Raw genomic sequence first — 18,332 nt, forward strand, 5'->3', positions numbered from 1 at the left:
GGCGCCACGACCCCGGAGAATGGACCCATGGCAAAGCGCAAGAAAGACCGTCTCTCGGTGACCGGACTCGTGACGACGGTCGCGCGGAGTGTCGCGAGGCAGCGATCCCTCAACAAGGCCCGCGAGCTCGACGGGGTCGAGACCCCCGAGCCCGAACCGAAGCAGAAAGACACGCGCACCCCGGAGGAGATCCGGCGCTCGGTCGAGGTCACGCGCGCCGAACTCGTCGCGACCGTCGCCAAGGTCAAGTACGACCTCGACGTGCCCTCGCGCGCGAGAGACGCCCGTGACCGCGTCGCCGCGTCGATCCCGCCCGAGTGGAGGGGGGAGCGTCAGGCTCGTGCGATCGCGACGAGCATCGCCGCGGCCGGGCTCGCGATCGTCACGGGCATCGCCACCGTCGCGGCGCGACGACCGTCCTCGTCGGACACGACCTCCGCGCGCCCTCGATAGACTCGCCGGATGCCCTCGACCGTCGCTTCCGTCAACGCCGTCATCGAGTCGCTCTGGCCCCTGTCCGGCGCGGAATCCTGGGACAATCCGGGCCTCGTCACGGGTGACGCCGACTCGCCGGTCTCGACCGTGCACCTCGCGGTCGACGCGACCGCCGCGACCGTCGACGAAGCCATCGATGCGGGTGCCGACCTCCTCCTCGTGCACCATCCCCTCCTGCTCCGCGGCGTCACGACCGTCGCAAGCGACACCTACAAGGGTGCGTTGCTCAGTCGACTCATCCGGGCGGAGTGCGCCGTCGTCGCGGCCCACACGAACGCGGATGTCGTCGAGACCGGCACCTCGGCGACGCTCGCCGCGCTCCTCGGGCTCCTCGACGCCCGCCCCCTCGTCGCCGGGGAACCGGCCAGTCGCGGGCTCGGCCGGGTCGGCAGGCTCGAGACCCCCCTCACGCTGGGCGCGCTCGCGCGTCGGCTCGCCGACATCCTTCCCGCGACGGCGTCGGGTGTGCGCGTGGCAGGCTCTTTCGATCGCGCCGTCGAGACCGTGAGCCTGTGCGGGGGTGCCGGAGACTCGCTCCTGAGCAACCCTGATGTGCTGTCGTCGGACGTCTACATCACCTCCGACCTGCGGCACCACCCGGCCTCCGAGTTCGTCGAGACCGCGCTGCTGTCCGAGGGCCCCGCCCTCATCGACATCTCGCACTGGGCGAGCGAGTGGCTGTGGCTCACGGCCGCGGCTCGCGAACTGCGCGAGGCCCTCCCCGAGCTCGAAGTGACCGTGAGCGACATCCGCACCGACCCGTGGGACTTCGTCGTCGTGCAATAGCCGCACAGCCTCCGGCGCACGCTCCTCGACCCCCTAGCGAAAGAACGAGACACCATGGCCCTCACCGCGAGCCCCGACGACCAAGCGCAGCTGTTGACCGTGCAAGCGATCGACACGAAACTGCAGCAGCTCGGACACCGAGCGAAGAACCTCCCCGAGATCGCCGAACTGGCACGACTCGCGGCCGAAGCCGAGACACTGCGTCAGCAGCGGGGGAACGAAGCCGGAAACCTCGAGGATGCACGCACCGAGCTCGCCCGCATCGAATCCGACGTGGCCGTCGTCGCCGCGAGGATCACGCGAGACCGGGAGCGCCTCGCGACGTCGTCGTCGGTCAAGGACGTCGCCGGGCTCGAACACGAGATCGAGGGGCTCGAGCGGCGACGCGGAGAGCTCGAGGACATCGAACTGCAGGTCATGGAGAGGGTCGAACAGCTCGAGAAGTCCCTCGAACTCACGACGGCGGAGCACGCCGATGGTCTCTCGAGAGTGACGACGGTCACAGCTGAGCGCGACGCCGCCCTCGCGGCACTCGAGTCCGAGCAGCAGCACGCGCAGGCCAATCGCTCCACCCTCGTGCAGCGATTGCCCGCCGACCTCATGGCCCTCTACGAGCGTCAGCGCTCCCGCTACGGCTTCGGCGCGTCGCACCTCCAGGGCGGAGTCTCGGGCGCGAGCGGTGTGCGCCTGCTCGAGAACGAGCTCGCCGAAGTGCGTGCCGCAGCCCCCGACGCCGTGCTCATCTGCCCCGACAGCCAGGCCATCCTCGTGCGCACGGGCGAATCAGGCCTGTGAGCCGCGCGCTAGGCTGACTCTGCGAATGGGTCGACAAGACGGTCGCGTCGCCGCGATTCCCTCTCGAGGGCAAACCGGTGCCGAGGAACGTCCGGGCTCCACAGAGCAGGGCGGTGGGTAACACCCACCCGGGGTAACCCGCGAGAAAGTGCAACAGAAAGCAGACCGCCGCGGCATCCGTGCCGAGGTAAGGGTGAAACGGTGGTGTAAGAGACCACCAGCGGCCCGCGTGATCGGGTCGGCTAGGTAAACCTCGCCCGGAGCAAGGTCATACAGAAGACGCCGAGGCTGCTCGCCGAGTCTTCGGGTAGACCGCTAGAGAGCTGCGGCAACGTAGCTCCGAGATAGATGGCCGTCACCCGCATCGACCGATTGGTCGGGGCGGGGACAGAACCCGGCGTAACAGTCGGCCCATTCGCCTTCTCGCCCGATGATCTCCTCGACGTCGGCTCGCCGGCCCTCGCGGCCTATTTGCCGGCAGCGAGCGCGGCCGCCCCCATGATGCCCGCATTGTTGCGCAGTTCCGCGGGAACGATGGGTGTTCGGAGCCGCAGCAGAGGCAGGAACTTCTCGGCGTGCTTCGACACTCCGCCGCCGACGATGAAGAGCTCGGGGTAGAGATACGCCTCGAGCCGCTCGTAGTAGCGCTGCAGTCGGGCAGCCCAGTCCGCCCACGAGAGGTCTTCGCGCTCCTTCGCCGAGTAGGCGGCGCGGGTCTCCCAGTCGATGCCGTCGATCTCGAGGTGTCCGAGCTCGGCGTTCGGCACGAGGTGGCCGCGGTGCACGAGAGCCGTGCCGATGCCGGTGCCGAGAGTCGTGAGGATGACGAGACCCTTGACCTTCTTCGCCGCTCCGAACTTCTGTTCGGCGACACCCGCGGCGTCGGCGTCGTTGATGAAGTGGATGTCGCGAGAGAGCGCCCGCTCGAACAACCGCTCCGCCTCGAGCCCGATCCACGAGTTCGAGACGTTCGCCGCCGACATCGTCACGCCGCCGACGATCGCCGCGGGGAAGCACACGCCGACGGGGGTGTCCTTCTCGAGTCCGCCGAGCTTGTCGACGAGCTGCACGACCGTCTCGACGATCGCGTCGGGCTCGCCGCCCTCGGGAGTCGGCACCTTGATACGGTCGGTCAACAACTCGCCGGACTTCGCGTCGACCACCGCACCCTTGATGCCGGTTCCGCCGATGTCGATGCCCACTGCTGTCGTCGTCATCCGTCCAATCTAATCGCCGTGGGCCCGCGGCCTCGCCGCGCGCTCCGCGGCGCGTACAGTGATGTCGTGCAGCAAGGGTCTCGTCGCGTCGGCGGAGTCGTCCGCCGGGGATCACGACTTCACCCGGCGCAGATCGTCGTAGCCGGGTTCGCCGGCACCATCCTCATCGGCACGGCCGTGCTCATGCTCCCGAACGCGAGGCTCGGGCCCGGGGGAGCGTCGTTCTTCGAGGCTCTCTTCACCGCGACGTCGGCCGTGTGCGTCACGGGGCTCATCATCGTCGACACCCCCGAATACTGGTCGCTCTTCGGCCAGATCGTCATCCTCCTGCTCATCCAGATCGGCGGGTTCGGCATCATGACGTTCGCCTCGGTCATCGGGCTCGCGGTCGTGCGCAAGATGTCTCTTCGTTCCAAGCTCACCGCGGCAGCCGAGATCAAGAGCATGGGTCTGTCCGACGTCAAGGGACTCGTGCTCGGGGTCGTGCGCATCTCACTCGTCGTCGAACTCGTCGTCGCCGTGCTCCTCGCCGCACGATTCGCTCTCGGCTACGAAGAGCCGCTCGCTCGCGCCATCTGGCTCGGAGTGTTCCACTCGGTGTCGTCGTTCAACAACGCGGGGTTCGCGCTGTTCAGCAACAGCCTCATCCCGTTCGTCGACGACCCCTTCATCTGCCTGCCGATCTGTGCCGCCACGATCCTCGGTGGGCTCGGATTCCCGGTCATCATGCAGTTGCGCAAACACTTCACCTCCCCGATCTCGTGGTCGATGAACACGCGCATCGTCGTGGTCGGCACGATCACCCTCCTCGTCTCGGGCACGGTCTACCTGACCGCCGTCGAGTGGAACAACCCCGCGACCCTCGGCGCACTCACGTGGCCGGCCAAACTGCTCGCGGGTTTCACGCAATCGGTTCAAGCGCGCACCGCCGGGTTCAACAGCATCGACACGAGCATGATGGACCCCGCGAGCTGGCTCGGCACCGACGTGCTCATGTTCATCGGCGGGGGCCCGGCCGGCACAGCCGGGGGCATCAAGATCACGACGTTCGCGGTGCTGTTCTTCATTCTCGTGACCGAGATCCGCGGCGAAGTCGCCGTCAACGTCTTCGGCAAGCGACTCTCCCGCGCGGTGCACCGCCAGGCGATCACGATCATCCTCCTCGCCGTCGGGGTCGTCACGATCTCGACCGTCGCCCTCATGCTCATGACCGACATCTCAATGGACAGACTCCTCTTCGAGGTCGTCTCGGCCTTCGCGACCGTGGGCCTCTCGACAGGTATCACCGCGCAATTGCCGATCGCCGGACAGATCATCCTCATCCTGCTCATGTTCATCGGCCGGCTCGGCCCCATCACGCTCGCATCCGCTCTCGCGCTCCGCGAGCGCCCCGTGCCATACGAGTTCCCTAAAGAGAGGCCCATCCTTGGCTAAATTCTCGCTCTTCGGCCACGAACAGCCGAACCGCATCGCCGAAGCCGACTCGGTCGTCGTCATCGGGCTCGGCCGGTTCGGCAGCTCGCTCGCGGTCGAACTCATGGCCAACGGCACCGAGGTCCTCGGCATCGACGGCAACGAGGAGATCGTGCAGAACCACAACGGGCTCCTCACCCACGTGGTGCGTGCCGACTCGACGAAGGAGGCGACCCTGCGGCAACTCTCGGTGCCCGATTTCGACCGCGTCGTGCTGGCGATCGGCGGCGACGTGACGGCGAGTATCCTGACCGCTTCACTTCTGCTCAAACTCGAGATCCCCAACATCTGGGCCAAGGCCGTGAGCGATCAGCACGGTGCCATCCTCGAGCAGCTCGGGATCGGGCACGTGATCTACCCGGAGAAAGACATGGGCAGGCGCGTCGCCCACCTCGTGCGCGGAGCCATGCAGGACTACCTCGAGGTCGGTGACGACTTCGCCCTCGTCAAGATGGCTCCGCCGCAAGCCCTCATCGGCGTGCCGCTCGGGCAGTCGAAGGTCCGAGGTGTCTACGGGGTCACCGTCACCGCGTTCTTCCGCCCCGGTGCGGGATGGAGCTACACGACGCTCGACACCGTGCTCGCCGACGGCGACGTCATCCTCATCGCGGGCAACATGGCCAAGGTCGAGGCTTTCGGTCAGTTGCGCTGACGGATGCCGCGGCTCACGCCGTGGGGAGTGTCAGCACCTCGGCGCCACGCTCGGTCACCACGAGCGTGTGCTCGAACTGTGCTGTCATGCTCTTGTCCCGCGTCGTCACCGTCCAGTCGTCTCGCCACAGATCCCACTCGATCGACCCGAGCGTGAGCATCGGTTCGATAGTGAAGACCATCCCGGGCTCCATGACGGTCGAGAAGTCGTCGGTGTCGTAGTGCGGGATGATGAGCCCGGAGTGGAACGCGGTCCCGACGCCGTGCCCCGTGAAGTCGCGCACCACCCCGTAGCCGAAACGCTTGGCGTACGACTCGATGGCGCGACCGATCACGTTGACCTGACGCCCGGGCGCGACAGCCTTGATGCCGCGACGCAGAGCCTCCTCGGTGCGCGTCACGAGGTCGGCCACTGCCGGGTGAGGCGTGCCGACGACGAAGGTGCGGTTGGTGTCGCCGTGCACACCGTCGAGGAACGCGGTGATGTCGATGTTGACGATGTCGCCGTCGACGAGCTCGGTGTCGTCGGGGATGCCGTGGCACACCACCTCGTTGATCGAGCTGCAGATCGACTTCGGAAAGCCTCGGTAGTCGAGCGTCGAGGGGTAGGCCCCCTTCGACACGACGAAGTCGTGGGCGATCCGGTCGAGCTCGTCGGTCGTGACACCGGGCCGGATGCTCTCTCCGACGAGGGCGATCGCGTCGGCGGCGATGAGGCCCGCGGCGCGGATGCGGTCGATCGCGGCGGGCTCGTAGACATCCGATCCCGTGAACTCGGCGGGTTCAAGCTTGCCGACATATTCTGGCCGCTCGATCGACGAGGGCACCGCGCGGTGGGGCCCGATACGCCCCGGGATCAGATGACCGTGGGAATCGCGAGGCATAGGCTCGATTCTAAGTCGAGCAAGGGAGCAAACCATGACCGAGTGGTACTACAACCGCAGCACGGGTGAGGTCGAAGAGGGCCCGCAGTCCATCGCGACGGAACGTTACGGCCCGTTCGATTCGCGCGACGAGGCGGCCCGCGCCCCCGAGATCGTCGCCGCACGAGCGAAGGCGTGGGCCGAGGAGGACGCCGAGAACGAGCGCTGACCGCCGTCACTCGCTGCCGCTTCGGCCCGCCGATGACTCGATGCGGGCTCCGAGATGCGGGTCAGTCGCCGTACTCGTGCTCGGGAGCCGGGTAGCTTCCCGAACCGATGTCGGCGATGTACTCCGTCGCCGCGCTCGTCAGTGTCGAGTGCAGGTCGGCGTACTTCTTGACGAACTTCGGGATGCGCCCGGTCGTGAGCCCCGCCCAGTCGGTCCACACGAGAATCTGGCCGTCGACGTGGGGGCCCGCGCCGATGCCGATGGTCGGGATGTCGAGTGCCGCCGTCACGCGCTCGGCGATCGCCGACGGCACCATCTCGAGAACGACCGCGAACGCGCCCGCCTGTTGTACGGCGAGGGCGTCGTCGACGAGGGCCTGCGCGCCCTCGCCGCGGCCCTGGATGATGTGTCCGCCGAGGCCGTGCTCGCTCTGCGGGGTGAACCCGATGTGGCCCATCACGGGGATGCCCGCCGAGACGATGCGTTCGATCTGCGGGGCGCTGCGCACACCGCCCTCGAGTTTGACGGCGTGGGCGCCGGCCTCCTTCATGAATCGGAAGGCCGTGCGGAGCGCGTCGTCCGGCCCGATCTCGTACGACCCGAACGGCATGTCCGCGACCACGAGCGCGCGCTTCACCGCACCGGCGACGGCGCGAGTGAGGGGGATGAGGTGGTCGACCGTCACGGGGAGCGTCGTGTCATACCCGAAAACCGTGTTGCCGGCCGAGTCGCCGACGAGCAGGAAGTCGATACCGGCCCCGTCGAAGATGGATGCGGTCAGCTGGTCGTAGCTCGTCAGTCCGGTGATCTTGATCCCCGACTGCTTCGCTCGGGCGAAATGTCGCGTGCGGACCCTCTTGGGCGTGTCGTCGGCCATCCCCCGAGTCTAGGCGCGGGGGAGGAGTCGACCCGCTAGCCTGGGAGGGCGGGCGACCCTGCCAGCACCACCGATGAGGAGCCCATGGACAAGCAGCGTGACTTCGTTCTTCGCACTATCGAAGAACGGGGCATCAAGTTCGTTCGCCTGTGGTTCACCGACGTCGTCGGAACACTCAAATCGGTCGCGATCGCTCCCGCCGAGGTCGAAGGAGCTTTCGCCGAGGGACTCGGGTTCGATGGCTCGGCGATCGAGGGCCTCACGCGCTCCTACGAAGCCGACGTCCTCGCGCACCCCGACCCCACGACGTTCCAGATCCTCCCGTGGCGAGGCGAGATCGACCCGACAGCGCGGATGTTCTGCGACATCACGACTCCCGACGGCCAGCCGGCCGTCGCCGACCCGCGCAACGTGCTCAAGCGCACTCTCGCCAAGGCTGCCGACCGCGGGTTCACGTTCTACACGCACCCCGAGGTCGAGTTCTACCTGCTCAAGAATTCGCAGTACGGGCCCGAGGGCCCCGAACCCGTCGACCGCGCGGGCTACTTCGACAACGTTCCCGGCGGCACGGCCCACGACTTCCGTCGGCGCTCCGTCCGCATGCTCGAAGACCTCGGGATCTCGGTGGAGTTCAGCCACCACGAGGCGGGTCCGGGCCAGAACGAGATCGACTTGCGATACGCCGACGCGCTTACGACCGCCGACAACATCATGACGTTCCGCACCGTGATCAAAGAGGTCGCGATCGAGCAGGGCGTCTACGCGACGTTCATGCCCAAGCCCCTCGCGGGCGAGCCCGGGTCGGGCATGCACACCCACATGTCGCTCTTCGAGGGCGACTCGAACGCGTTCTACGAGTCGGGTGGGCAGTACCAGCTCTCCACGATCGGTCGTCAGTTCATCGCGGGGCTCCTCCGCCACGCGCCCGAGATCACCGCCGTGACCAACCAGTTCGTCAACTCCTACAAGCGGCTCTGGGGAGGCGATGAGGCTCCGAGCTTCGTCACGTGGGGTCACAACAACCGGTCGGCGCTCGTGCGGGTTCCGCTCTACAAGCCCAACAAAGGTCAGAGCGCCCGCGTCGAGTACCGCGCGATCGATTCGGCGGCGAACCCCTATCTGGCCTTCTCCCTCATGCTCGCCGCCGGGCTCAAGGGCATCGAGAACGGCTACGAGCTTCCGGCAGAGGCCGAAGACAACGTCTGGAGTCTCTCCGACTCCGAACGCCGCGCCCTCGGCTACAACCAGCTCCCCGCGAGCCTCGATCACGCCGTCTCGATCATGGAGGGCTCGGAGCTCGTCGCCGAGACCCTCGGCGAGCAGGTCTTCAACTACGTCCTCCTCAACAAGCGTCAGGAGTGGCGCGAGTATCGCGCGCAGGTGACGCCGTTCGAGTTGAAGAGCAACCTCGAAATGCTCTGACCGGGGGCGCGTCACCCGATGACCCGGCATCGCAACACCCTCACCGACCTCGCGAGGCTCGGGTTCACCGATCTCCAGCTCGCCCACGAGACGCTCGGTGCGCTCGAGCGCCGTCGCACGGTCGAGCACCTGCTCGGGATGTTCGCGTCGAGCGCCGACCCCGACCTCGCCCTCGCGCGGCTGACGAGCCTCATCGAGAGGGCTCCGGGCCACATCGACGCGCTCCTCGACGACGAGACGAGCACACGGCGTCTCATCGCCGTGCTCGGTGCGTCATCCGGTTTCGCCGACTTCTTCGAGCGCGAGATCGACGAGGTGACCCAGCTCGCCGAGACATATCGCGTTCCGCTCTCGGCCGAGGAGTACACAGCCGACCTGCTCGACGTCGTCGGCGCGACCGGGGGATTCGCGGCAGCAGCCGGTGATGCCGGCCGGAACGCGTTGCGGGTGCGATATCGGCGCCACCTCGTGCGGCTCGCCGCGTGGGACCTCCTGCACCCCGATCCCCTCGCCGCCGTCGAGGTGGTGTCGGAAGCCCTCGCCGACCTCGCGGGGGCTGCACTTGAGGCTGCTCTCGCGGTCGCCCGAGCGGAGAGCCGATTCTCGCGCGACGACGTCGAAGGCACCCGGTTCGCCGTCATCGGCATGGGCAAGGCCGGTGCCCGCGAGCTCAACTACGTGAGCGACGTCGACGTCATCTTCGTGGCCGAGGGCGCGGGGGAGACCTCGAACGCGCGCGCAATCGATGTCGCGACAGCGCTCTCGATGGACCTCATGCGCGTCATCCACGACTACGGCATCGAACCGCCACTGTGGGAGGTCGACGCCAATCTGCGCCCCGAGGGCAAAGACGGCGCGATCGTGCGCACTCTCGACTCGCATCGCGCCTATTACGAGCGGTGGGCGAAGAGCTGGGAGTTCCAGGCACTGCTCAAGGCTCGGCCTCTCGCGGGAGACGTCGAGCTCGGCGCCCGCTACGTCGGCGTCGTCGCCCCCCTCGTGTGGAGCAGCGCGTCGAGGGCGAACTTCGTCGAGTCGGTGCAGAGGATGCGCGAGCGCGTGACCGCGAACATCCCCGCTGCCGAACTCGACTACCAGCTCAAACTCGGTCCCGGCGGTCTGCGCGACATCGAGTTCACCGTTCAGCTGCTCGAGCTCGTGCACGGTCAGTCCGACGAATCCGTGAGGCAGCAGGGCACCCTCCTCGCTCTCGCGGCTCTCGCAGATCGCGGGTACATCGGCCGAGTCGAGTCGGCCGAGTTCTCGCGGGACTACCGGTTCCTCCGTCTCCTCGAACACCGCTTGCAGCTGTCGCGGCTGCGCAGGACGCACCTCATGCCGGCCGACGACGAGTCGATGCGCACGCTCGCGAGGGCGACGGGTCTCGCCTCGAGCGCGACCCAGTTGCGTGATCTCTGGTCGACGACGAAGGTCGCCGTGCGGACCCTGCACGAGCGCTTGTTCTACCGCCCGCTGCTGAGCGCTGTCGCGGCTCTCCGCGATGACGAGATCTCGCTCAGCAGCGACCAGGCGGCCGCGCGACTCGCGGCCATCGGCTTCACCGACCCGAAAGGGGCGCTCAAGCACATCGCGGCCCTCACGGCCGGGGTGTCGAGGAGGTCCGCGATCCAGCGACACCTTCTCCCGGTCATGCTGCAGTGGTTCGCCGACGGGGCAGACCCCGACTACGGACTGCTCGCATTCCGCCGGCTGAGCGAAGACCTGGGGGAGTCGTACTGGTTTCTGCGCATGCTCCGCGACTCGTCGGGCGCCGCCGAGAGGCTCACGATCGCGCTGTCGTCTGCCAGATACATCGGTGTGCTCCTCGAGCGCATCCCCGAGGCCGCCGCGTGGTTCGAGAACGACGGCGAGCTCGCCCCGAGGTCGCTCGACTCCCTCCTCGAGGAGGCGCGGGCCACGATCGCGCGTCACACCGATCCCGAGGCCGCCGCCGCGGTCTTGCGCACGGCGCGACGGCGCGAAGTGCTCAGGCTCGCGATCGCCGCCATCCTCGGCCTCATCGACGTCGAGTCTCTCGGAAGAGCGCTGTCCGACGTCACGACCACGCTCCTCACCGCCGTCCTGGCGCTCGTGCACTCGAGCGACGACGGCATCGAGTTCGGCATCATCGCGATGGGGCGCTACGGCGGCCGCGAAGTCGGGTTCGGTTCAGACGCCGACATCCTCTACGTCTATCGCGCGACGACGGCGACACCCGACGCCGCGAGGTCGACCGCCACGACGATCGTCTCCCGCATCTCGGCTCTCACCGAAGACCTGCGGTTGCCTCTCGATCTCGACACGGATCTGCGCCCCGAGGGGAAGAACGGGCCTCTCGTGCGCTCGCTCGAGTCCTATCGCTCGTACTACGAGCGGTGGTCGCTCACGTGGGAGGCCCAGGCTCTCCTCCGGGCCCGCGGCGCGGTCGGAGACGATGCGCTCCTGCAGGACTTCGAGACCCTCGCCGACGGCGTGCGCTACCCCGAGCAGATCGCCGACCACGATGTGCGCGAGGTCAAGCGCATCAAGGCCAGGGTCGAGTCCGAGCGGCTGCCCCAAGCGGCAGACCCCGCTCGCCACCTCAAGCTCGGGCGCGGCTCGCTGAGCGACGTCGAGTGGCTCGTGCAACTCGTCCAGCTGCAACACGCGGTGCGGATCCCCGCTTTGCGCACGACATCCACTCTCGACGCCCTCGAGGTCGCGACGGCCGAGGGATTCCTGACCCCGCCCGAAGCGGAGAAGCTCAAGGCCGCGTGGTTGTTCGCCTCGAGAGCGCGGTCGGCGATGACCCTGTGGATGGTGCGGACGACCGACGTGCTCCCCGTCGACCGGCCGCAGCTCGAGGGCATCGCGCGGCTCATGGAGTATCCCCCCGGGTCGGCCTCGACACTCGAAGACGACTATCTGCGCACGACTCGACTCGCTCGCGCCGTGTTCGAGAAGCGCTTCTACGGCTAGTCGGATCCGCTCGAGCGCCGAGCTGTGGGCCGTTCCGATGTTTCTATCGGATGAACTTTCGCCGTTCCATGGCTCGCGGAGAACGGCCGGAATCCGTCCCCCGTTCGATCAATCGTGTACCCCGGTCGGCTCATCGCCCCGGCGGTCCGGCGCGGGCGGCGAGCCTGCCGCTCCGGGCATCCCGCGGCAGTGACCAGATCTCTCACGGGTGGTCAATAGCACCTCTCATCGGGCAATCCGTGTCGGAGAGGCCGCGCATCCGTCTATTCGAGCAGTCGATTCTCCTCGCCCGTCCGTGCCCCCCAAACGGCCGACTCGCCCGCTGTCCACTGAAGGGTGGACGCGCGAAGCCCCGTTGTAACGAGCATTCGTCATGACCCTCGTGCGGGGGTGAACAGACCGGTCGGCCGCCTCGTTGCGCCGGGCTCGTCGGCGTGCTCATAATCACTCGACTCACAGCACGAGCACCTTCCCCAGCGTCGCGGATTGGTCACCACCGCAACCACCGAGGGGCACATGTTCATCTTCATCCTCCAACTCAGGCACATGATCGAGGGTCACCCCGAGATCTACATGTTCGCGGTGTACTCGGCTCTCATCTGGGCGCTCTGGCTGCTCAAGATGTTCCTCTCGGCGCGCTACCGTCCCTTCACCGGGGAGTTCTCCGGCACGACGAGCGTCATCGTCCCCGTGGTCGACGAGCCCGTCGACCTGTTCCGAGACGTCATCCAGCGCATGGTCGAGCAGAAACCGGGCGAGATCATCGTCGTCATCAACGGAGCCGTCAATACGACCCTGCAAGAGGTGTGCGACGAGTTCGCCCCCCTCGTGCGCTGGGTGCACACGCCCATTCCCGGCAAGCGCAACGCCGTCATGATCGGCACCGAGCTCTCGAACGGCGAGATCACCGTGCTCGTCGACTCCGACACCGTGTGGACCGACGACACCCTGAGTGAGCTCGTGCGGCCGTTCGCCGACCCGAGTGTCGGCGGGGTCACGACGAGACAGCGCATCCTCGAGCCCGAGCGCAGCTGGATCACCCGGTGGGCCGATTGGCTCGAGAACTCGCGGGCCCTCTACTCGATGCCCGCTCAGAGCGTCGTCGGCCAGGTCGGATGCCTTCCCGGGCGAACCATCGCCTTCCGCAGATCGATCATGATGCGCGTCATGGACCGCTTCATGACCGAGCGCTTCATGGGCGTCTTCCTCGAGGTGAGCGACGACCGCACCCTGACGAACCTCACACTCAAGGAGGGCTTCCGCACGGTGTACCAGCACACCTCGCTCGTGTTCACCGACGCGCCCCTGCAGCTCAAGAAGCTCTACAAGCAGCAACTCCGGTGGGCGCGGGGGAGCCAGTACAACACGCTCCGGATGCTGCCGTGGATGCTCGGCCACGCTCCCGTGCTCGCGATCTTCTTCATCATGGACATCGTCTTGCCGTTCCTCCTCGCGGGAGTCATCGCCGGGTGGGTCTACCGCGCGGCGACAGGCCAGGGATACAACTTCTACAGCGGCATCCTCACCGAATACGGCGTCAGTAGCGGAGTGCTCCTCGTGCTCGGCCTCATGATCGTGTCGTCGGTGCTGAGCATGGCGATCCGCCAATTGCGGCATCTCTCCGAGAAGCCCACCGACTTCTTCCGCTTGCCGATCTTCATCATCGTCTCGACGGCGTTCCTCATGCCGATCCGTCTCATCGGCTTCTTCCGCATGGGCCACGCGAGCGGCTGGGGCACGCGAGCCGGTGCATACGGTGGAGGCGCCGCCAACGACTCCGCGGTGTCGGAGCACGCGAGCGACTCGCTCCGGAGTGTCGACGATGCTCCGGCGGGCGACACCTCGGCCGACGACATCCTGACCGATCTCGGCTTCTCCGATCGCCGGTCGACACCGCACGCGGGAGCCCTCCTCGAAGCGTCACCCCGACGCGCCGCACAGACGCGAGTCGCCGCACCTCAGCCGGCACCCCGCAGACGACTCAACCCCAAAGCAGCCTGGCCCTACGTCATCGGCTTCACGATCTTCGCACTGGAGGCGATCCTCATTGTCAACTTCTGAGAAAGCAGCCCACTGGTGGGCGCCCACGAGCACGCGCGCGAGACTCACCACGGTCGGCGCCATCATCCTCGTCGGGGGGCTCGTGACCACGAGTGTCATCGTCTGGAACTCCCCGTCGAACCCGGTCGCCGACGTCATCACTGCGACCATCTCCGGTGTCAGTGTCGTCGACCGCCTCGAGACGGAGCGCGAGGAACTGCTCGCCGAGGTCGCGACGCTCAACATGGATCTCGCGCGCAGCGACGAAGACCTCGCGGCGGCAGAAGACCGTTTCGACGAGATTCAGCAGGAACTCTGGTCTGCAGAGGGACTGATCGCCGCCATGGAACGGTCGAGGTCGACAGACCCCGAGTCGGGTCAGTCGCCCCCCTCGACCCGGCCACCCTTCGCGAACCCTTCACCCTCCCCATCGCCATCGCCCTCTGATCCCGCGACTCCGACGCCGTCTCCCACGACTCCGGGTTCGCCACAGATCCCCACCGCGCCCCTCACCAACCTCACGAAAGCGCAACTCGTCGACCCGAGTTCGGCCTACCTCGGTCTGTACACCGAGCAGGCGCCGTTCAACTGGGCGACGTTCGACCGGGCGGCCGACAGGATCGGGGCCGAACCCGACGTCGTCGGATACTTCGGCGGATGGGATGAGGACTTCCGCGCCAACGCGGTCACCCGGGCCTGGGAGCAGGACCGTCTGCCGATCCTCACGTGGGAATCGCGACCTATCGGCTCGCCGAACAGCGTCACGATCGAGCCCGAGTACTCACTCCCCAGAATTCTCGGAGACCCTGACGCCGGGGTTCCGGGAGCATTCGACGACTATCTGCGACAGTACGCGCAAGACATCGTGGCGACGGGACTACCGATGGGGATCCGCCTCAACCACGAGATGAACGGCACCTGGTACCCCTGGTCGGAGTCGGACAGCAGCGGCAATTCCATCAACGGGAATCGCCCGGGAGACTACGTCAAGACGTGGCAGCACGTGCACGACATCTTCGAAGCCGAGGGCGCCAACGATCTCGTGTTCTGGATCTGGTCTCCCAACCGCATCGACCGGCTGCCAGCATCGCTCCGCGACAGCGAGCACCTCGACTCGCTCTACCCCGGCGACGACTACGTCGACTGGGTGGCGATGTCGGCCTACCTCCGCCCCCCGTTCGACAATCCGGACGGCTACGACTTCGACGAGACGTTCTCGGCGACACTCGGCGAGTTGCGCCGGGTGTCGGACAAACCGATCTTCCTCGCCGAGATCGGCGCGAGCGAAGTCGGAGGGCACAAGGCTGACTGGATCTCGAGTCTGTTCGACAACCTCGTCAAGCCGGAGAACGACGACATCCTCGGCGTCGCCTGGTTCAACCTGGCCGTGACGACGTATGTGCAGGGTGAGCTCGCGACCAACGACTGGCGCGTGGACTCCCGCCCCGAGTCGCTCACGGCCTTCCGCGAGGGTTTCGCCCGCGCTACAGACAAATTCACCGATTGATGACGACCTACATCTCAGGGAGACGAGCATGACCGACAAGACGAGCGACACGACGACCGACGAATCGTCGACCGACCCCCGCCCCCGCATCAGCGTCGTGGGAACCGGGTATCTCGGCGCCACCCATGCCGCAGCCATGGCCGAGATGGGCTTCGAGGTCATCGGCGTCGACAACGATCCCGCCAAAGCGGCCGCGCTGAGCGACGGGAGGGTTCCGTTCTTCGAACCCGGACTGCCCGAGCTCATCACGAAGCACGTCGCGAGCGGGCGCTTGCGATTCACGACCGACCTCTCCGAGGCGACCGCGCTCTCCGACGTGCACTTCATCTGCGTCGGGACCCCGCAGCAGCGCGGCAGCAACGCAGCCAATCTCGACTACGTCGAGAATGCGACGAGGCAGGTCGCCGCGAGCCTCACCCACGACGGTCTCATCGTCGGCAAGTCGACCGTGCCCGTCGGCACGGGGGCCCGCCTCCGCGCGATCGTCGAAGCCGAGGTGCCCGCGGGAGTGAGTGCCGAGCTCGTCTGGAACCCCGAGTTCTTGCGCGAGGGCAAGGCCGTCGCCGACACGCTCACTCCCGATCGAATCGTCATGGGTGGCACGAGCGCGCACGCCGAAGCCCTCTTGCGCACCGTGTACGCCGCGCCGATCGCGACGGGCACCCCGGTGATCGTGTGCGATCTGCCGACGGCCGAACTCGTGAAGGTGAGCGCGAACGCCTTCCTCGCGACCAAGATCTCGTTCATCAACGCGATCGCCGAGGTGTGCGAGTTGGCCGGGGCGGACGTCACCGTCCTGGCCGACGCCCTCGGGCACGACGTCCGCATCGGGCGCCAGTTCCTCGGTGCCGGACTGGGCTTCGGGGGCGGGTGCCTCCCGAAAGACATCCGCGCCCTCATGCACCGGTCGAGCGAGCTCGGGGCCGTGCGCGCGGCGTCGCTCCTGCAGCAGGTCGACGAGATCAACATGGCTCAGCGGCAGCGCGTCATCGACATGGCGATCAGCGCGTGCGGCGGCTCGGTGCTCAACCGGCGCATCGGCATCCTCGGGGCGGCGTTCAAGCCGCTCACCGACGATGTGCGCGATTCGCCCGCCCTCAATGTCGCCGCTGCCCTGCACCTCCGCGGCGCCCAGGTCGTCGTCTACGATCCCGAGGCATCCGGCACGGCGCAGCGGATGTTCCCGACCCTGACATACGCGGAGTCGACGGCCGAGGCGATCTCCGGTTCCGACGCGGTGCTCCTCCTCACCGAGTGGACCGAGTTCCAGAACGCCGACCCGGTTGTGCTCCGCGACCTCGTCGCGCGGCCGGTCATCATCGACGCACGCAATTGCATCGACGCCGCGGCCTGGCGCGAAGCGGGCTGGACGGTGTCGGGCCTCGGCACGACGCCCGCGGCATCCGTGTTCCCCTCGGAGACCGGTGCATCGATCGACCGTCGCGAACTGCTGACAGTAGCGGGCTGACGGAAGCCGGCTGAGCCCCGGAACGACGAAGGCCGCGCCCCGAGGGGCGCGGCCTTCGTGGTTCGAACGAACCGATCAGACTCCGAAGTACAGCTCGTACTCGAAGGGGTGCGGACGCTGCGCGGCCGGGATGATCTCCTTCTCGCGCTTGTAGGCGATCCAGTTCTCGATGAGGTCGGGCGTGAAGACGTTGCCCGCGGTCAAGAAGTCGTGGTCGGCCTCGAGGGCGTCGAGGGCCTCGGCGAGTGAACCGGGAACCTGGGGGATGCTCTTGGCTTCCTCCGGGGGCAGCTCGTAGAGGTCCTTGTCGACGGGCTCGTGCGGCTCGATGCGGTTCTTGATGCCGTCGATGCCCGCCATGAGCTGTGCCGCGAAGGCGAGGTACGGGTTGCCCGACGCATCCGGAGCGCGGAACTCGATGCGCTTCGCCTTCGGGTTGGTTCCCGTGATGGGGATGCGGATCGACGCCGAACGGTTGCCGGCCGAGTACACGAGGTTGACGGGCGCCTCGAAACCGGGGATGAGCCGGCGGTACGAGTTGAGCGTCGGGTTCGTGAACGCGAGCACCGCGGGAGCGTGCTTGAGCAGACCACCGATGTACCAGCGCGCGACGTCGCTGAGCCCGCCGTAGCCGCTCTCGTCATAGAACAGCGGCTCGCCGTCGTTCCAGAGCGACTGGTGGGTGTGCATGCCCGACCCGTTGTCGCCGAAGAGGGGCTTCGGCATGAACGTGGCCGTCTTGCCCCACTCCTGCGCCGTGTTCTTGACGATGTACTTGAACTTGAGGATGTCGTCGGCCGCGTGCACCATCGTGTCGAAGCGGTAGTTGATCTCCGCTTGTCCTCCCGAGCCCACCTCGTGGTGTGCGCGCTCGAGGATGAGGCCGGCGTCGATGAGCTTGAGCGAGATGTCGTCACGCAGGTCGGCCTGCTTGTCGACGGGGCTCACGGGGAAGTAGCCGCCCTTGAACGGCGTCTTGTTTCCGAGGTTGCCGCCCTCTTCGACGCGGCCCGTGTTCCAGGCACCCTCGTCGGAGTCGACCGAGTAGAAGCTCGAGTTCTGCTTCACGTCGTAGCGCACGTCGTCGAAGATGTAGAACTCGGCCTCGGGGGCGAAGAACGCGGTGTCGGCGATGCCGGTCGAGGCGAGGTACTTCTCGGCCTTCTTGGCGACCTGGCGGGGGTCGCGGTGGTAGATCTCGCCGTTACGCGGGTTGTAGATGTCGAAGACCATGATGAGCGTGCGCTCGACGCGGAAGGGGTCGACGTACGCCGTCGTCACGTCGGGGATGAGCTGCATGTCGGATTCGTGGATCGACGCGAACCCTCGGATGGAGGAACCGTCGAACAGCTGCCCGACGGAGAAGAACTCCTCGTCGACAGTCGATGCGGGAATGTTGAAATGCTGCTGAACACCGGGGAGGTCGGTGAAACGAATATCAAGGAACTTGACGTCGGTGTCCTTGATGAACTTGAGCACCTCGGAAGAATCACTGAACATGTGAACAACTCCTATGGGCGTGGTTGGTACGAGTGCAGGGATGCACCCTCA

Annotated in this window: 15 protein-coding genes and 1 other RNA gene; 12 read left to right on the forward strand and 4 right to left on the reverse strand. The window is 67.0% G+C overall.

What is annotated here, in order from left to right:
* Positions 1-27: 27 nt before the first annotated feature.
* The 4 genes from ACLHIH_RS03495 (at position 28) to rnpB (ending at position 2,494) form a co-directional block, all read left to right on the forward strand.
* Positions 28-453 carry a DUF3618 domain-containing protein gene (locus tag ACLHIH_RS03495; RefSeq protein ID WP_411315318.1) on the forward strand — a complete coding sequence of 142 codons (426 nt, stop codon included), beginning with the start codon at positions 28-30 and terminating at the stop codon, positions 451-453.
* Between the two features lie 9 nt (positions 454-462).
* Positions 463-1,281 carry a Nif3-like dinuclear metal center hexameric protein gene (locus tag ACLHIH_RS03500; RefSeq protein WP_411315319.1) on the forward strand — a complete coding sequence of 273 codons (819 nt, stop codon included), beginning with the start codon at positions 463-465 and terminating at the stop codon, positions 1,279-1,281.
* Positions 1,282-1,335: 54 nt separating this feature from the next.
* Positions 1,336-2,076, forward strand: a complete 741-nt coding sequence (locus tag ACLHIH_RS03505; protein WP_411315320.1) for a zinc ribbon domain-containing protein — start codon at positions 1,336-1,338, stop codon at positions 2,074-2,076.
* A 26-nt stretch (positions 2,077-2,102) separates the two neighbouring features.
* Positions 2,103-2,494: RNase P RNA component class A (gene rnpB, locus ACLHIH_RS03510), an RNA gene on the forward strand.
* Between the two features lie 49 nt (positions 2,495-2,543).
* Here rnpB and ppgK read toward each other — a convergent pair.
* The gene (ppgK, locus tag ACLHIH_RS03515; RefSeq protein ID WP_411315321.1) at positions 2,544-3,293 is read right to left on the reverse strand and encodes a polyphosphate--glucose phosphotransferase; all 750 of its coding nucleotides are present in this window, start codon (positions 3,291-3,293) and stop codon (positions 2,544-2,546) included.
* A gap of 66 nt (positions 3,294-3,359) precedes the next feature.
* On the opposite strand from ppgK, the gene ACLHIH_RS03520 reads away from it, so the two are divergent.
* Positions 3,360-4,727 (forward strand): TrkH family potassium uptake protein, encoded by a 1,368-nt coding sequence (locus ACLHIH_RS03520; RefSeq protein ID WP_411315322.1) that lies wholly within the window; start codon positions 3,360-3,362, stop codon positions 4,725-4,727.
* Positions 4,720-5,418, forward strand: a complete 699-nt coding sequence (locus ACLHIH_RS03525) for a potassium channel family protein (protein ID WP_411315323.1) — start codon at positions 4,720-4,722, stop codon at positions 5,416-5,418. Before ACLHIH_RS03520 ends, ACLHIH_RS03525 begins: the two co-directional genes overlap by 8 nt.
* 13 nt (positions 5,419-5,431) lie before the next feature.
* Here the strand turns inward: ACLHIH_RS03525 and map are convergent, their stop codons facing one another.
* Positions 5,432-6,301 carry a type I methionyl aminopeptidase gene (map, locus tag ACLHIH_RS03530; RefSeq protein WP_411315324.1) on the reverse strand — a complete coding sequence of 290 codons (870 nt, stop codon included), beginning with the start codon at positions 6,299-6,301 and terminating at the stop codon, positions 5,432-5,434.
* 34 nt (positions 6,302-6,335) lie between these two features.
* Here map and ACLHIH_RS03535 point away from each other — a divergent pair, with 34 nt between their 5' ends.
* A complete protein-coding gene (locus tag ACLHIH_RS03535; RefSeq protein ID WP_411315325.1) occupies positions 6,336-6,509 on the forward strand; it encodes a methionine aminopeptidase in 174 nt (57 codons plus the stop codon).
* 61 nt (positions 6,510-6,570) lie between these two features.
* On the opposite strand, the gene panB is transcribed toward ACLHIH_RS03535, so the two are convergent.
* Positions 6,571-7,386 carry a 3-methyl-2-oxobutanoate hydroxymethyltransferase gene (panB, locus tag ACLHIH_RS03540; protein WP_411315326.1) on the reverse strand — a complete coding sequence of 272 codons (816 nt, stop codon included), beginning with the start codon at positions 7,384-7,386 and terminating at the stop codon, positions 6,571-6,573.
* Between the two features lie 84 nt (positions 7,387-7,470).
* Here panB and ACLHIH_RS03545 point away from each other — a divergent pair, with 84 nt between their 5' ends.
* From ACLHIH_RS03545 to ACLHIH_RS03565, 5 genes are all read left to right on the forward strand, one after another.
* Positions 7,471-8,808: a glutamine synthetase family protein gene (locus tag ACLHIH_RS03545; RefSeq protein WP_411315327.1), complete on the forward strand. Its 1,338-nt coding sequence runs from the start codon at positions 7,471-7,473 to the stop codon at positions 8,806-8,808.
* An 18-nt stretch (positions 8,809-8,826) separates the two neighbouring features.
* Positions 8,827-11,766: a bifunctional [glutamine synthetase] adenylyltransferase/[glutamine synthetase]-adenylyl-L-tyrosine phosphorylase gene (locus tag ACLHIH_RS03550; protein WP_411315328.1), complete on the forward strand. Its 2,940-nt coding sequence runs from the start codon at positions 8,827-8,829 to the stop codon at positions 11,764-11,766.
* A gap of 516 nt (positions 11,767-12,282) precedes the next feature.
* On the forward strand, positions 12,283-13,827 hold the full coding sequence (locus ACLHIH_RS03555) for a glycosyltransferase (protein WP_411316302.1): 1,545 nt from the start codon (positions 12,283-12,285) through the stop codon (positions 13,825-13,827).
* Entirely contained in the window at positions 13,814-15,313 is a 1,500-nt protein-coding gene (locus ACLHIH_RS03560) for a glycosyl hydrolase (protein ID WP_411315329.1), read from the forward strand. The genes ACLHIH_RS03555 and ACLHIH_RS03560 overlap by 14 nt, the downstream gene beginning before the upstream one ends.
* A gap of 28 nt (positions 15,314-15,341) precedes the next feature.
* Positions 15,342-16,781 carry a UDP-glucose dehydrogenase family protein gene (locus tag ACLHIH_RS03565; RefSeq protein WP_411315330.1) on the forward strand — a complete coding sequence of 480 codons (1,440 nt, stop codon included), beginning with the start codon at positions 15,342-15,344 and terminating at the stop codon, positions 16,779-16,781.
* A 75-nt stretch (positions 16,782-16,856) separates the two neighbouring features.
* Here ACLHIH_RS03565 and glnA read toward each other — a convergent pair whose 3' ends face one another.
* A complete protein-coding gene (gene glnA / locus ACLHIH_RS03570; protein WP_411315331.1) occupies positions 16,857-18,281 on the reverse strand; it encodes a type I glutamate--ammonia ligase in 1,425 nt (474 codons plus the stop codon).
* Between the last annotated feature and the right edge of the window lie 51 nt (positions 18,282-18,332).

This window comes from Marisediminicola sp. LYQ134, from assembly GCF_046599635.1.
Classification (GTDB): Bacteria; Actinomycetota; Actinomycetes; order Actinomycetales; family Microbacteriaceae; genus Marisediminicola.

Excerpts from the sequence above, each read along its gene's own strand:
- map (WP_411315324.1), bottom strand. The coding sequence starts at position 6,301 with ATGCCTCGCGATTCCCACGGTCATCTGATCCCGGGGCGTATCGGGCCC.
- ACLHIH_RS03565 (WP_411315330.1), top strand. The coding sequence starts at position 15,342 with ATGACCGACAAGACGAGCGACACGACGACCGACGAATCGTCGACCGAC.
- panB (WP_411315326.1), bottom strand. The coding sequence starts at position 7,386 with ATGGCCGACGACACGCCCAAGAGGGTCCGCACGCGACATTTCGCCCGA.
- ACLHIH_RS03495 (WP_411315318.1), top strand. The coding sequence starts at position 28 with ATGGCAAAGCGCAAGAAAGACCGTCTCTCGGTGACCGGACTCGTGACG.
- ACLHIH_RS03555 (WP_411316302.1), top strand. The coding sequence starts at position 12,283 with ATGTTCATCTTCATCCTCCAACTCAGGCACATGATCGAGGGTCACCCC.
- glnA (WP_411315331.1), bottom strand. The coding sequence starts at position 18,281 with ATGTTCAGTGATTCTTCCGAGGTGCTCAAGTTCATCAAGGACACCGAC.
- ACLHIH_RS03550 (WP_411315328.1), top strand. The coding sequence starts at position 8,827 with ATGACCCGGCATCGCAACACCCTCACCGACCTCGCGAGGCTCGGGTTC.
- ACLHIH_RS03505 (WP_411315320.1), top strand. The coding sequence starts at position 1,336 with ATGGCCCTCACCGCGAGCCCCGACGACCAAGCGCAGCTGTTGACCGTG.
- ACLHIH_RS03545 (WP_411315327.1), top strand. The coding sequence starts at position 7,471 with ATGGACAAGCAGCGTGACTTCGTTCTTCGCACTATCGAAGAACGGGGC.
- ACLHIH_RS03535 (WP_411315325.1), top strand. The coding sequence starts at position 6,336 with ATGACCGAGTGGTACTACAACCGCAGCACGGGTGAGGTCGAAGAGGGC.
- ACLHIH_RS03500 (WP_411315319.1), top strand. The coding sequence starts at position 463 with ATGCCCTCGACCGTCGCTTCCGTCAACGCCGTCATCGAGTCGCTCTGG.
- ppgK (WP_411315321.1), bottom strand. The coding sequence starts at position 3,293 with ATGACGACGACAGCAGTGGGCATCGACATCGGCGGAACCGGCATCAAG.